This is a genomic window from Leptospira perolatii, assembly GCF_002811875.1.
In the GTDB taxonomy this organism is placed as follows: Bacteria; Spirochaetota; Leptospiria; order Leptospirales; family Leptospiraceae; genus Leptospira_B; species Leptospira_B perolatii.
In genome coordinates, this window is the sequence record NZ_NPDZ01000002.1 from 448,826 (window position 1) to 463,290 (window position 14,465).

Annotated in this window: 13 protein-coding genes; 4 read left to right on the forward strand and 9 right to left on the reverse strand. The window is 42.8% G+C overall.

The window, feature by feature from the left end:
- The first annotated feature begins 185 nt into the window (after window positions 1-185).
- The gene (locus tag CH373_RS05770) at window positions 186-980 is read left to right on the forward strand and encodes a tetratricopeptide repeat protein (protein WP_100713141.1); all 795 of its coding nucleotides are present in this window, start codon (window positions 186-188) and stop codon (window positions 978-980) included.
- Here the strand turns inward: CH373_RS05770 and CH373_RS05775 are convergent.
- The 3 genes from CH373_RS05775 to CH373_RS05785 are packed head-to-tail and all read right to left on the reverse strand — an operon-like array spanning window position 961 to window position 5,709.
- Window positions 961-1,890 carry a hypothetical protein gene (locus tag CH373_RS05775; RefSeq protein WP_243393277.1) on the reverse strand — a complete coding sequence of 310 codons (930 nt, stop codon included), beginning with the start codon at window positions 1,888-1,890 and terminating at the stop codon, window positions 961-963. The two genes, CH373_RS05770 and CH373_RS05775, sit on opposite strands and share 20 nt — an antisense overlap.
- Window positions 1,868-3,895, reverse strand: a complete 2,028-nt coding sequence (locus tag CH373_RS05780; RefSeq protein ID WP_100734075.1) for an ATP-dependent DNA helicase — start codon at window positions 3,893-3,895, stop codon at window positions 1,868-1,870. Before CH373_RS05780 ends, CH373_RS05775 begins: the two co-directional genes overlap by 23 nt.
- A complete protein-coding gene (locus tag CH373_RS05785) occupies window positions 3,892-5,709 on the reverse strand; it encodes a sodium-dependent transporter (protein WP_100715207.1) in 1,818 nt (605 codons plus the stop codon). Before CH373_RS05785 ends, CH373_RS05780 begins: the two co-directional genes overlap by 4 nt.
- A 264-nt stretch (window positions 5,710-5,973) precedes the next feature.
- Here CH373_RS05785 and clpB point away from each other — a divergent pair, with 264 nt between their 5' ends.
- Window positions 5,974-8,553: an ATP-dependent chaperone ClpB gene (clpB, locus tag CH373_RS05790; RefSeq protein WP_100715198.1), complete on the forward strand. Its 2,580-nt coding sequence runs from the start codon at window positions 5,974-5,976 to the stop codon at window positions 8,551-8,553.
- Between the two features lie 145 nt (window positions 8,554-8,698).
- On the opposite strand, the gene CH373_RS05795 is transcribed toward clpB, so the two are convergent.
- The 4 genes from CH373_RS05795 to CH373_RS05810 form a co-directional block, all read right to left on the reverse strand.
- Window positions 8,699-9,106, reverse strand: coding sequence for a helix-turn-helix domain-containing protein (locus CH373_RS05795; RefSeq protein WP_100715206.1), 408 nt, complete (start codon window positions 9,104-9,106; stop codon window positions 8,699-8,701).
- A gap of 294 nt (window positions 9,107-9,400) precedes the next feature.
- On the reverse strand, window positions 9,401-10,888 hold the full coding sequence (locus tag CH373_RS05800) for an LIC12015 family putative lipoprotein (protein ID WP_100715197.1): 1,488 nt from the start codon (window positions 10,886-10,888) through the stop codon (window positions 9,401-9,403).
- Between the two features lie 48 nt (window positions 10,889-10,936).
- A complete protein-coding gene (locus tag CH373_RS05805; protein WP_100715196.1) occupies window positions 10,937-11,296 on the reverse strand; it encodes a hypothetical protein in 360 nt (119 codons plus the stop codon).
- Between the two features lie 2 nt (window positions 11,297-11,298).
- Window positions 11,299-12,024 (reverse strand): hypothetical protein, encoded by a 726-nt coding sequence (locus CH373_RS05810; protein WP_100715194.1) that lies wholly within the window; start codon window positions 12,022-12,024, stop codon window positions 11,299-11,301.
- A 45-nt stretch (window positions 12,025-12,069) separates the two neighbouring features.
- On the opposite strand from CH373_RS05810, the gene CH373_RS05815 reads away from it, so the two are divergent.
- Both CH373_RS05815 and CH373_RS05820 read left to right on the forward strand, forming a co-directional pair.
- A complete protein-coding gene (locus tag CH373_RS05815) occupies window positions 12,070-12,420 on the forward strand; it encodes an STAS domain-containing protein (protein WP_100715205.1) in 351 nt (116 codons plus the stop codon).
- 23 nt (window positions 12,421-12,443) lie between these two features.
- Window positions 12,444-13,196, forward strand: a complete 753-nt coding sequence (locus CH373_RS05820) for a diacylglycerol/polyprenol kinase family protein (RefSeq protein WP_243393285.1) — start codon at window positions 12,444-12,446, stop codon at window positions 13,194-13,196.
- 180 nt (window positions 13,197-13,376) lie between these two features.
- Here the strand turns inward: CH373_RS05820 and lcpA are convergent, their stop codons facing one another.
- Both lcpA and CH373_RS05830 read right to left on the reverse strand, forming a co-directional pair.
- A complete protein-coding gene (gene lcpA, locus CH373_RS05825) occupies window positions 13,377-13,940 on the reverse strand; it encodes a complement regulator-acquiring protein LcpA (protein WP_100715193.1) in 564 nt (187 codons plus the stop codon).
- Complete coding sequence (locus CH373_RS05830) at window positions 13,915-14,463, reverse strand: DUF4416 family protein (protein ID WP_243393278.1); 549 nt, start codon at window positions 14,461-14,463, stop codon at window positions 13,915-13,917. Before CH373_RS05830 ends, lcpA begins: the two co-directional genes overlap by 26 nt.
- Window positions 14,464-14,465: the final 2 nt, after the last annotated feature.

A 14,465-nucleotide genomic window follows, 5' to 3' on the forward strand; every position in this document is an offset into this window, starting at 1 on the left:
GTACCCGGCCTGTAACAAAAATCTTGCTTTTTTGCAAGCATTTTTACTGAGCCGATTCCTGTAGGAGCTCCTACAGGAAATTCCCCCTGATCCTCGCGATTTATCCGAAATTCTCCAAGGAACCTTTCTCAAAAAATCAATCTCAAAATAACAAGATCCGCCGATATCCTAAATAGAGGTGTCGTATGGCCAAAAGTGTTGCATTATCCACGCAGCCATCCGTTGAGGAATCTACATGGGAGTTGTTTGAAACGGAGGAATACAAAGAAGTTATCCGCGTTTCAGAAGCCTATCCGAATAACGTTTTTATCAATCACCTGAGATGCTTGGCGGAACTCGAAATCGGATCTGTTTCCAAGCATCATGACTATTTACTGAAAGAAAGGACGATTCTAACTCCTTTGGTTTCTGCTTACCTGCACAAAATCCAAGGAAAGCATAAGGAAGCCGCAAAGTTATTTCACGAGTATTTTAGAGCTTCTTCCGTACCGATTTCTTATTCCATCTTAAAAGTCGGCATTTTGACCTGCGAAGAAGCATATGCTTACCAGTCTGCCTTGGATTTGATATCCAGATATAAAGCATTATTCGCGGATTCTCAATTTGCAAGGCTAGAGTTTTACTGTAATTTTCATGTCAGAAACTTCGAAGGTGCAGTTTCCGTATTTAAGGAAAACTTAAAGATCTTTACGGAAGATAGAAATACACTCGCGACTCTCGGAATTTGCTTAGTACATATCGGAAGATTTGAGGAAGCAAAAGATATTCTGGAAAAACTACCCGGAGCCGGAGAAATTCCCAGTTTCGAAGAAAAGACGGAAGAGTACAAGGATGTCATTCAAAGCATTCCTTCTTATGAAAAAAGAAGAAATAAACTTTCCGAGAAGGAACTCCTAAATCTAGGATTCGGATATCTGTTTTCAGAATCTTTCGAGAAAGCGGAAAAAGTTTTCTTAGAACTTATTGCTTTAAAAGAATAATAACTTTTCCGGATCTCAAGGCTTCTCTGGTTTTTGGAGAAGCCAAAAGCCTTTCTCCATCTTCACTCGAGATCACCAAATCTACCGGATATTTTCCTGTGGATGTAAGAGCCGTCGTAAAGAAAGGTTTATCGCCGGCATTTTCCCAGGACATCGCTTCTTTGGGAGTGGATAGATAACGAACATATCCTCCGATTACAACCGCAGATTTTTTTACAAAGAAAGGGGAGTAGATACTCACACCTTCTTCATTTTTGATTTCCGGAAATAATGCCGCAGTCACGTTCAAATGCCTCGCGTCTACGATGAGACTCGTATATGCATCCGAAGGTTCTAAGGCAGGATGGAATTCCGGAAATTTTTCGGATCCGTAAGGAAGCTGAATATGCGTAAGGATTCCGCGCTTTCCCTTGAACTCAATTTTTCCTAAAGAAGAAAGATGGTTGTGAGAAAACTTATACTCGATTTTAACCGGGTCCTTGTCATAGATTTCTTGAAAGATTTCGCGAAAGATTTCGTCTTCGCTGACCTTATCTCTCAAAAGTATATTAGAATTTAGAAATAGATTTTCCAATCCTCTAACTAGATACCTATGCAATTCCTCTCTTGCTCTTTCCTTCGCTCGGCTTCTCGCCTCGTTCAGATTCTTTGCGGTATCTTCCTTGTTATAATCAGGATCATCCGGATGGAAGACTACTTTGGGCATTCTGTGATCTATCGTTTTTCGGATTTCTCCCTTTTTCCAGTCCGTGATAGTATCAGTCTTATCTTTGGATTCCCAGGCAAAACTGCCCGAAGCGAACGAAAGTAGAGTTAGGATTGCGAGCGGAAAGGAATACTTGCTAGAGCGCCTAAAAGTAGGGAGCAAGCTTTTGTATTCGAGAAATTTAAGAAACAGGTTCTTTTGCATGGGAGTTCTCTATTTCAAATTTCGGCAGATTTGAATAAAACTCCTTCAATTCTTCCCAAGAACTCGCTCGTTTTGCAGGAGGAAGACAGGAAATCAGATCCTTTCCGTAGGACTTGGTCCAAATTCTGGAATCTAAAATACTCACGATTCCGGTATCTTTTTCGGAACGAATCAGTCTTCCGAATCCTTGCTTTAGAATTGTCATAGCGTAAGGTAGCTGCAAGTCTTTGAAGGGGTTCCCGCCTTTCTCCCGCAACTTTTCGCTTCTAGCTTCTAAAACAGGATCGTTCGGAGGTTGAAATGGAATCTTTGTAAGAATTACGGACCTAAGCTGGTCTCCACGAATATCCACTCCTTGCCAAAACGTGGATACTCCAAAAAGCACCGAGTTTTTTTCGGAGAGGAAAGAAGCCTTTGCGGATTCCGGTCCTAATTCCAATTGGGAATGGATCGGAAAGTTAGAGCGAGGTCTGACCAAATCCAAGACTTCGTTTAACGATCGGTTCGAAGTAAATAGAACGAAGGTCCCGCCCTTGGTCAATTCGATCAACTTCAAGATGTACTCTGAAAGATCGGCGGCGTTTCCCTCCGCATTTTCCGAGGCATCTCTTACGTCTTTGGGTAAGAATAGCAAGGAGTTCTTTTCATACGGAAAAGGCGAAGGAACAATTTTGGATTTGGTAGGTAATTTTCCGATTCTTTCCTGGAAGTATTTTAGATCTCCCTTTCCTGACGACAGCGTAGCCGACGTAAAAACGATGCTGTCCGTCCTGGGCTCCAGTACTTCTCTTAATATTTCTTCTGAATGCAAAGGCTGGGTAAGCAACCTGGGAAACAGTTCTTTAGTCATCCGATTAGGAGGGTCCGCCCAATATACTCTTTCTCCGGAATCCATAGTTCGAAACAAATGAAACCCTTCGCTGATCTTTGCGATTCTGGAAGATAGCATCTCGATTTCTAAAGCGATTTCTTTCTCTTCTAATTCTTCGCTTTCTTTATTATATTTTTTTAATTCGGTTTGAAATGCGTCCTGAAGTGTGTCGATGGAGGATTCGAAATCTCCACCATCCATTTTCAAAGGCTTTTTAATTCTTTGAGAGCCATAAAAATTTAAAGGGATCTCTCCGGCGATCCGGTTAAAGCAAACAGTCAGTTTTTCTCCTGCAACTCCGGCCAAATCGATGATTTTGGGAGATGATAGTTTTTGTCCGAGTCCGGTTTTTTTCTGAGGATTCCAGATTGTTAATAAAAGCTTTTGTATTTCCAAGGAGGACAATTCGATTTTGAATGCGGATCCCAGAGTTTCGGGAAAGTTGTGTGCCTCGTCTATGATCAAGTAAGGAAATTCAGGAAGAATATTGAAGTCAGAAGCGATATGTGCCGCGAGTAAATGATGGTTTGCGATTAATATATTTGCCTTTTGCCACTTTGCTCTTTCCAAAAAATAGAAAGAATGGGAATAGTTCGGACAGTTTCTGCCAAGACAAGAATCCGCCTCCCGGGTGACTTTTTGCCAAAAATCCGGAGAAGCATATCCGTTAAATTCCTGCTTTCTTCCGCTCTTCGATTCTTTTACCCAGTCTTTGAAGTTTGAAAGATGATCCATCATTTCCGGGCCGAAGGTTCCGGTAGTCAGTACGTTTCCCAACTTTCGTTTACAAACATAGTTGGAGGCTCCCATCGCAACTTCTGCTCGTATTTCTTTTCCGATGACTTTAGAGACCAATGGTATATCTTTTCGTATCAATTGGTCTTGTAGTGCCTTGGTTTCTGTTGTGACTAGGACTGTCTTTCCGGTTTCCAGAGAGTAGATTGCGGCCGGGATCAAATAGGCGAGGGACTTACCGACACCGGTACCAGCTTCTACGATCAGATGTTTGGATTCGTGAAAGCACTGTTCCACGGACGCGGCCATTTCTATCTGCCCGGTTCTTGTGGTAAAGTCCGGCCAAATCTCCGGTAGCTTTTCGAAAATTTCCTTGGTCTTTTCCGATTCTACGCTCATTCGTTCCTAGTGATAAAAAGCTTATAAACGCAGTAGATGGAAAGCAGAGTAACCAGTCCGAGTGATCCTACCATGATCAGTATTCCTTGGGGCTGAATCGATTGTACAGGAAGCAGGTCTAGGAATCGATCAGGAATCGCTTTCTTATAGGGAAAATATTTATACATCCCAAAGATAAGGCATGCAAAGCCCGCAATCACCAACATAAGCAGCCTGCTTTTGGTTCTGGCCTTTTCTGAGATGGTGTCGGGCTTTTTCCTCAAACTAATATGCACCAAAAAGTATATGATTCCGAAAACCGCTAGAATGCTAATAAAGATGAATTTAGAAACGAGTGCCTGAGTTCTCGCAGACTCTGGATCCGTATTCGGAGGAGCGTTCGCGATCATCCAGTCTACGCTCATCTTATTGATATAAGATTCCATATTTTGGTATAGAAATACTCCGAGCACGATCAGTAAAAATGCGGGAGTGATGTACTGGATTACGAACCAAAAGAACTTTGGCATTTGGAGATGGGATCCTCTGTTGCCTTCTTCCATTCCTTTTTTGGCGCCGATCACCCAGCCAAAAATCAGGATCTGCAAAGTCGCTAAAATGTAGATGAGTACGGTTCCGACCCAAAAGTCCGCCTGGTCTAATGCGTTGAAGTCCTTGTTGAAATAGATAATCGGAAAAGATAAAGAAAACGTAACTAAGAAAAGAATAAAGCTAGAAGTTCTTCTTTTTAGGTGAAACGCTTCTTCCAGAAATACGATCACAGGTTGAAGCATTGTCACGGAAGAAGTAAGCGCCGCCAAAAATAGAACAAAGAACCAAAGTCCGCCGAAGAACATTCCTCCAGGCATAAGCGCAAACACTGCCGGCAAAGCGATGAATCCCATTCCGAACGTACCAAAAGTAGTAACCGTCGCTCCTAAGAATAGAAAAGCCACCGGAATTGTGATCATTCCTCCGAATGCGACTTCCACGAATTCGTTCAAAGATGCCGCCGAGAGCGAAGAGAGAACTACATCGTTGTCCTTCTTTAAGTAACTGGAAAATACTAAGGCGATTCCGAACCCCGCAGAAAGAGTGAAGAAGATCTGACCGGCCGCAGAAATCCAAACCTTTGCTTGCCCGAGAGCACTCCAATCCGGGTTCCACATTTTTCCAAGGCCCTTGTCGATTCCGTCTAGCGTGAGAACTTTTGCGAGTACTATCGTGGAGCAAACTAACATCAAAGGGACAGCAATCTTTGCGAATACTTCTAGGCCTTTCGCAATCCCTCTGTACACCAGTAGAAAGTTGAGAAAAAAACAGGCGAGTGTAGCATAAAAGATTTTTCCGGCGATCGCTGCTCCGTTCTCCTTTGCCCCTACCATTTCCACAAAATAATTTCCGGCCTGTTGGATGACTTTTTCCTGAGTTCCGTTTACATCTGCAAAATGAATCTGACCTGTTAAAAAATCAAAAGCATAGGCAAGGCACCAGGCTTCCACAAAAACATAATATACATAAATCAGCAACGGGATGGTGACTCCGATTGCTCCTGTTAAGCGAAGTGGGATGCCGGATAGATAAGAACGAAATAGATTGGGAAAACTGTGATGGTGTTCTCCACCCATCCTTCCCATGATCCATTCAGTGATACAGACAGGAATTCCCACCAAAATAAAACTTACGATATAAGGGAGAAGAAAAGCTCCTCCTCCGTTCTGTACTGCCTGGCCCGGGAATCTCAAAAAATTCCCTAATCCAATAGCCCCAGAAGCAACGGTCAAAATCAGACCTGTGCGAGATTTCCAACTTTCCTTGTGAGGTGGATGAGACATGGGTGCTTTCCGTTTGTAAAGTTCGGCAAACAGCCCTGCCGGAGGGGTCGGAAACATAATCGCATTGGAGCAATTCCGTTTGTCAAAGGGAATTCAGGAGAAGATCTGGAAAAATAGGGACATAAAGTAAGAGAAAAAGTCTCTGACTTTCTGGCATAAAAATTCGCCAAAAATACAATGGCCAATGTCTAAGAGTTAAACTAAAAGGAAAAGAATTCCCTAGGAACTCCCAAAGAATTCAACCGAATCCAGAGACGAAGACTCATGAAGCTAGATAAAATCACGATTAAACTGAACGAGGCACTGGGCGAAGCTCAAAAAAATGCAGAGAAGAGCGGTCACCCGGAGGTGAAGGAGGAACATATCCTCTGGGAAATCTTGCACCAATCCGACGGACTGGCCCCCACGCTCTTTTCGAAACTAGGATTGTCTCTAGAGGCATTTAGAAGCAAGATAAGAACTCAGCTCGACACGATTCCCAAGGTTCACGGAGATGCAGATCGAAACTTTTCTAGGGAAGCACTACAGCTATTACAAAATTCCGATCGAATCAAAACTGAGCTGAAGGATGAATATCTTTCTACCGACCATGTTTTGCTCGGATTCTTAAAAAACAGTAACTCTAATTTGCGAAACGAATTCGCCAAACTGGGGTTAGATTATGCAAAGTTACTAAAGGTCATACTAGACCTGAGAAAAGGAAAGCCTATCATGGACGATTCTCCCGAAAGCAAAACAGATGCTTTGAAAAAATTTGCTAAGAACCTAAACGAGTTGGCAAAAAACGGAAAACTGGACCCTGTAATCGGGAGAGACGAGGAAATCCGAAGGACCATTCAGGTTCTTACTCGCAGGACCAAGAATAATCCTGTACTCATCGGTGAGCCCGGAGTCGGTAAGACCGCGATCGTAGAAGGTCTCGCGAATAAGATCATACAAGGGGAAGTCCCGGAAGGGATTCAGAACAAAACAATTTATGCCCTCGATTTGGGTGCGATGATTGCCGGAGCCAAGTACAGAGGAGAGTTTGAAGAAAGGCTCAAGGCCACTCTAGACGAAGTAAAACACAGCGAAGGAAATATCATTCTCTTCATAGACGAGATTCATACTCTCGTAGGTGCAGGTGCCACAGAAGGAGCGATGGATGCTTCTAACATGCTCAAGCCTATGCTGGCTCGCGGAGAGTTGCGGTGTATCGGTGCGACTACTCTAAAAGAATACCAAAAGCATATTGAAAAGGACGCTGCACTCGAAAGAAGGTTCCAACCGGTGTATGTAAAGGAACCGAGTATAGAAGAGACGATTACCATCCTGAGAGGATTAAAAGATCGTTATGAAATACATCACGGAATCAGAATATTAGATTCTGCTATTGTAGCTGCGGCGACCCTCTCGAATCGTTATATCGCAGATCGATTCCTTCCGGATAAGGCAGTGGATCTGATCGACGAGGCTAGTTCCAAAATGAGAATCGAGATGGATTCCATGCCGGAGGAACTGGATCGATTGAGTAAGAAAATTCAGTCCTTAAAAATCGAAAGGGAAGCCCTAAAAAGGGAAACAGATCCAGCTTCTAAACAAAGGACTGAATCGATCGGAAAAGAGCTTTCGGAGCAGGAAGAAAGATTTAGATCCTTGAAGGCGAGGTGGGATCTAGAAAAATCCAAAATTTCTAAGATCAAGGAAATCAAAGAAGAGATTGATAAATACAAAAATCTGGAGCAAGAAGCTGAGAGGTTGGGAGAAATCAATCGAGTTGCGGAGATACGATATGGAAAACTTGTAGATCTTTCCAAACAGCTGGATAAAGCAAACGAGGAACTAAAGAAACTTTCCGGAGACAGCAGGCTTCTGAAAGAGGAAGTCGACGAGGAAGATATCGCGAACATAGTGTCTAGATGGACCGGAATTCCTGTATCCAAAATGCTCCAGGGAGAAAAGGCAAAGCTCCTGAAAATGGAAGAATACCTAAAATCCAAAGTGATCGGTCAGGACCACGCGATCGAGCTCCTCTCTGATGCGATCCGAAGATCGAGAGCTGGAATCGCGGATGCAAATCGCCCGATTGGAACCTTTCTGTTCCTAGGACCTACAGGAGTCGGTAAAACTGAGACAGCAAAAGCTCTCTCTGAGTTTCTGTTCGATGACCCGAATGCAATGCTACGGATCGACATGAGCGAATATATGGAAGGACATTCTGTCTCTAGACTAATCGGAGCTCCTCCGGGTTATGTTGGTTACGATGAAGGTGGCCAACTAACGGAGGCAGTACGAAGGAGACCATACTCAGTGGTCCTCTTTGACGAGGTAGAAAAGGCAAATCAGGAAGTATTCAACGTATTCCTACAGATCCTGGATGAAGGACGATTGACAGATGGAAAAGGAAGACACGTGGACTTTAAGAACACTGTGATCATCCTTACTTCCAATATCGGATCGGACATCCTCGGAGGTACGCAATACTCTGGTGAAGAAAAGGAGAGGTTGGTGACCCAAAGGTTAAAGGCCCACTTCAAGCCTGAATTCTTGAATCGTTTAGACGAGATCATCTTTTACAGATCGATCGACGAAGGGATGCTTTCTAAGATCGCGGAGATACAGCTGCAACACCTATCCAAAAAAGCGAGAGAGAATGGTATTGCGGTGAAATATACTCAGGCGGTCAAGAACCATGTGGTCAAAGCAGGTTTCGATCCTGAATACGGAGCTAGACCTTTGAAACGAGTCATCCAAAGAGAAATCGGAAATGCGCTCAGCTCATTTATCCTAAAAGGAGAGTTCCAGGAAGGAGAATCTGTGGTAGTGGACTATTCCGGAGGCAAGATCCTGGTAAAGAAAGGCTGATCAGAATTTAGATTCTGTACAAATCCAATAAAATAAAAAGCCCTGGCTGATTGCATAAGCAAGCCAGGGTTTTCAATTCACAAATTATTCTGGAAAAAAGAAAAACGAACCACTTAGGGCTCGGTTAAAAAACCGGCCCGATATCTTAGTATTCTACTTTCTGTAGAAACAATTCCTCTTTTTTCATTTTTAGAACTTTGGAGGCCATTGCCTTGAAATCTTCAGGTGGTTCCAAAAGTCCTAGTTCTACTTTGGATAGAAATGGTGTAGAAACTTTCAGTTTTTTGGCCATGTCGTATTGTTTGATTCCCAACTCTCTGCGTTTTGCCCAGAGTTTGTTGGTCAGTCCCTGGCTGAATTCAGGGTAAACATCTTCCACAGCTTTTTCGTTAAATAGCTTCTCTATCGTGGTTTTCAGATATTTGCTGCAAGCCTGCTTGAACTTTTCTGTTGGAGCTTGGCTTCCGGTTTCGATTTTGGACAGGTAACTTGGGGATACACCCAGAGCTCTGGCCATATCGTATTGCTTAATTCCTCTTTTTTTGCGGAGCATGTAAATGTGGTTGTTCATTCTTTTTCCCCTCTTTTTGTACCTTTTTAGGATGAGGCCCTCTAGGCTCAAGAATAAATTTCCATTAAGTCCCATTGAAAACAAAAGGATACAATTTTTTTACTAAAGCTTATACTAAGGGAATAAAAAGGGCAAGTGAACCTCGGAAAAAATACTCCTCGGTCCACAAGTGTCTGATTCTTAGAAAATTGGATCCGCTTGCTTCCTTCTTATACTAGGCTAACAAGCGGTAGACGGGTGTCTAAAATCTAATTTAGAAGACTTTTTATATAAGTATTAGAGCCTACCTGCCGTTAGCTGCTCTGTAGCAACAGTCAGTTGGTAGTCCGTTTTTAGTTTATTAATAAACTCTTGGGCGTATCCCTGTTTTTTCCGGTCCATGAGCTCTTGGCGAATCCTAGGAGCCACTTCTCCGTAAGGCAACGGAATTCCTTGCTGGGGGTTCGTAGGAGAAGGTTTGGAATAAGCGAACATCTTTCCAGCTTCGTAGGTATCTCTCACTTCTTTTTCGGAAACTTCAATTTTTGGAGGAAAGACCCGTTTCATTAGAACAGGAAGAGATAGAAAGCGTCTTTGGATCGGAAATAGCTGGGTGAATTCTTCCGAATTACGAATCTCTTTGATTTCTTCAGAACGTTCTCCGACTTTCATCGGTAAGAACCTAGAGGAATAGAAATTTAGGACGGAGATTTTCTCCTCTTTAGGATTCGCTTCTCCACCGGTAATCGCGCTGAACTCTTTGTACATGGACAGAACATCTTTGTATTTAATTTCTTGGCCAGAGTTCTTGTCCTTTAAGAGAGTGGTATCCGGAACGATCTTATCCACACTCTCTCTTGTGATTTGTGCTGGTTCCCAGCCGGAGCCTTGCATTACTTCTTCGATTCTTTTTCTCCAGGATTCTGCCATATACAGATTTTTATAATGTTCTGCGTTTTGGACTGCCTTCTCTTCTATGTTTAGCTCCGAATAAAACTGTGCGTCTTTTTTTGCTTCTTCCGGAATGTCCCTTTTTACATAACTCTGAGCCAAATCCTTCATCTTAGAGAATTCGTTTCGGAAGAGTTTATCCAAGCGAGTGATATAGATGTCTTCCACTCTTTCTGCGCGTAATAGGAAGAAGTTACCATTCTCTTCTTTTAACACCCACTGGTTTGGGGTAAGTGCAGCTTCTCTAAACATCGCAGAGAAAGGATCATTTCCGCAATTGATGCAATAAGGTTCTAGGATTCCGCCGACCGCCTTTCTTTGTCTCTCTGCGGTGTTTTCGGAGATAAATGCTGCGGTCTCTTTTTTAGAAGAAATATTCTGTAGCTTTTGGAATAGCTCCTGTGCTTTTCCACTTGGATTCTGGTCTTGCGCAGATCTAGGTACAAAAAGAATTCTTAAGAAAGCCATGCGAGCCTTCCCTTTTGCAACCGACTCGTCCTCGAATTTTTTTCGAAGCAGAGAAAATGCGAACTGTGGCTCGGAGAACTTGAGATAATCCCCCAATTCTTTTTCGGAGACCAAGTTTTGGTCTTGGTTGTACTTTTCTGCGATTTTTAATAAGCTAAGTTCTTCTAGAATCTTGGATTGATTCGCGACCGATGCAGTATTCTCGTCCGGTTTACGACCTTTGAGGCTGTATTCATAGTGAAGACGTAGCTCTTTTCTGGTAACCGTTCCGCCTTTAAACGAAGCGAGAACATCTGAATTCATCTTACAGTCTAGGAGGATGAAAGCTAGAAGGAATGGGAGGGTAGAGGAGATTCTTTTGATCATACTTGGTTTTTGGTTCCCTAATTCTTAGGTGGTAAATGAAAGACTCGGCTAGTATTTATGCACGGTCTTCTTGGCAGGTTGTTGTTTCTTTCCTTGGATTTCAACGGATATTTGGTGAGCCAAGCGTTTTTCGTTATCTTGGTACAGACCTTCTGCAGCTCTAGAGCTAGATGGCTTTGTAGGAACCGCCCAATCCGAAGGTGTTTCTTTGGTTTTTAATCCAAGCATTTGATCTCTTTGAGAAGATAGCTTTTTCATTTCCTCATCGATGGAATCCCTTAGAGATTCTGAATAGTCTCTGTCTGAAGCGATCCTATCTCTGATCTTTCCCAGTTCATTTAAGTCTCTCTCTATCTCTTCGGTTTTTCGGAGCAAATGGGCGATTTTGATCTTTAAAGGGGAAACCATTTTCAAGTGTTCCTTTCCGTTTCGGATTCTAGGCCTTCCTGTTCTTCTTGCAAGTACGAAAAAAAGAGTCCGAGTGAATACCCGGTGAATTCCTGGCCTGGACTTCCGAGAGAAACCAGTAGAAAGCAGGCAAGGAAGAGCATCTTTTCACCGACCCTTTTTTTATCATCTCCTAAGCTCTTGGAAAAAAGTGCAAGGCATACCCCCGAGAATAACAGGAATGATTTGATTAGGCTAGGCTCCGAAGGGTGTTCCGATTCGGTGGCCCCTAGGAAAATCCCGACGATTAATAGAAATATGATTAAGACCGGAACAGTAATTTGACGCTTGCTGTATTTTGGAAACAGCAAAAAAAGCGCGGGGCTTAAGAATGTGGACAGCTCCTTTCTGGAATATGACAATATCATTGAAAAAAGTAATAGAAAAATAAGCAGGCCGTCCTTCACGGAAGCTGATCTAGTACGCAATCCTATTGTTCCGTTCCCGGCCTGCATCCCAGCCAAAGTAATACAAACTAAATCTAGGATATCTTCCGGGGAAGAACCGTCCCAAAGAGAGACCAACAATAAGAGCAAGGGAAATCCGAGAAAAATGATCCGTGGCCTTGCTGGTTTAGAGGAATGGAACTTAGTAAGTGCCAGAGAAAGTCCGAGCAGGATGGACCCGGAGAATGGAAACCCGTAGGTTTTGAAAAAAACAAATGCAGAGGAGAATAAAAGAAAAACCATTTGTATCTTTTGGGAAAATCCAGTACCCTGGCGAATCGAGTAGCTATGATCCTGAACGAGATTCTCATCTCCACGGAGAAGATAGACAACGTTCAAGTTCTGAAGTTGCAGGGATCTATCAACTCCTTTACGGAGAAAAAATTCCGCGACGTACTGACTGTTGCGGTTCGTAGAGGACCTGTCATCATGGACCTGGAGGATGTACACTTGATTTCCTCCACCGGTGTGCAGGCCTTAAAGGAAGTAAGTCAGGCCAGTTTCTCAAATAAAAACAAGCTAGTACTTGTGAATATATCGAAAGCAGTTGTAAACGTCTTCAAGATGGCGGGATTAAACGGGTTCTTTTTGATTGCGCCCGATGAAGAAGCTGCTTTAAAAATTGCTTCAAAACGTTGATTAGGTAGAAAATCTTGGACACCATCGGTATTCCTTCTCGCACCGTATCTTTTAACTATTTTCGTAAAGCATGGCATTTGCTGGGACTTGCGATACCAATCTGCTATTATCTAGATGTGTTTCACGGCGCCTTCGGTTTAAAGAATGCGACCTGGGCGATTGTCACGCTAGTCCTAGTCGTTTGCCTTTTCTTACTTGTAATCTTGGAATTTGCGAGGTTCCAGATACCTGTTGTACAATCCGTATTTGTAAAGTTAGCTGGCTTTTTGTTAAAAGAAGAGGAAAAGACCAGAATCAACGGAACATTTCCTTACTTTCTGTCCTGTACTTTCGTAGTCGTTTTTTTTCCTGCGGATATCACGATCCTTTCCATGCTCTTTCTAGTAATCGGAGATCCGATGGCCGCGTGGGTAGGGGTGCATTTCGGAAAGAACCGATTCTCGAACGGCAAGTCCAAGGAAGGAATCATCGCTTTCATACTTTCCACTACTTTCGTTGGTCTTTGGTTCTTGTATCTGTTTCAATCGAACCCGGATCTATTAGGAATTTATCATTTAGCAGCCGGTAATATAGTGCAAAACATTGTTCTGCTTTTGCCTGCGGTCATTGTGGCTGCGCTGACGGAACTATACAGTGGCACGTACTGGAACGGTCTGATCGATGACAACTTGTTGATTCCGGTGGTTTCTGCTTTGGTTTTAGGAATGCTTGCATATTTCGTTTTGGATCTGAAGCTGAGTCAGATTTTTTTAAATCCAACAGATCTGTTCCTTTGAGAAGTCTGAGGATTCGCGGAATCAAAAAGTTGTAGGAGCTCCTACAAGAGGGCCGAAAAGAAAAGCACTTGCAAAAAAAGTGATTTTGTAACAAGGAGGTCGGTACTTCCACCGCACCGGCCCCCGCCCAGGAAGGGCGGGGCTTTTCACTAAAAAGTATGGGCAAGCACAAAACGCATCCTACTTTTCCGGAGGCAAGACCCGATAGGTTAAGTTGATTTTAGTTTTGGTCGAGCCAGTAAATAGCTTGGATGACCAGAAGAACTCTAGGTTCGCCGGAAACAAACTGGTTTCATAAGGGAAAGATTTCAGCTTATTTTCCTTTTTCTGTTTTTGCTTGATCATAGTGCCCAAATAGTTGAAGGACCCGATCCAATCTTCTCCCATTTCAAGGCCTTCCATTTTTCCTCTTTCGCCTGCAAAATCGTACATTGCGAAATAGCTTTCTTTCAGTTCCTTCTTTTCTTCGGGAGTAAATTTCCGATTCGTTCTTAAGATAAATCCGGGCGTTTCTCTAGCATGAAAGTACAAATAGTTGGAAAGGTCTTCCCAGGTTTGTGGTTTTTTCTGGTTTGGAATTTCAATTTGATACTTCTTATTGATTTCGGTAGCTTCTCTGCAAACTCCGTCTCTGGTAAAGTAGTCGCATAATTCCACTTTGTCGATCGCGAGCTGCCCCGGCTCGCAGTTTAAGAAAAGTATGCTGAGTAGAACAAAGCTAACGCTTTTCCAAAGATTGTACATAGGTTTCCCTCAAGTTCGTAAAAAAATATCGTGCTTCGGTAGTGTTGAAAAATTCGGGAGCTGAGTTTTGTACGATCCATTTTTGTTTTTCAAACGTATAGATCACTTCGGCAAAGACTCCATGAAATAAATAAACTCTGTGCAAATCCTCTTCCACTGACGCGAGGACCAAGTTATAAGGAGTCAAGTATCCCGGAAAAATATTCAAAGCTTCATCCTGTTTTCGTAATGCATCTTGAAATTTAAGGCATTCTTTTTGAATCGAGGGGAGCTCCTCTCTATGGATTCTTCTTCGAAAAGATAAAATACGAGTATGTCTGCCTAAGGGACTTTCCAAAAAATGCGAAAACTTGTGATCCCATTTAGGCATGGGTTGGGATTCGTACAGAGCTTGCGAAAAGATCTTCTCGCTTTTCTCTTTCAATTTATAATACACTTCTTGATCTTCATAGGAGACGATCAGGAAAAATGATGCTGGCAGAGGTTTGCGAGGTTTAGAAGAGGAAGAAGTTTTTGCTTTCACGA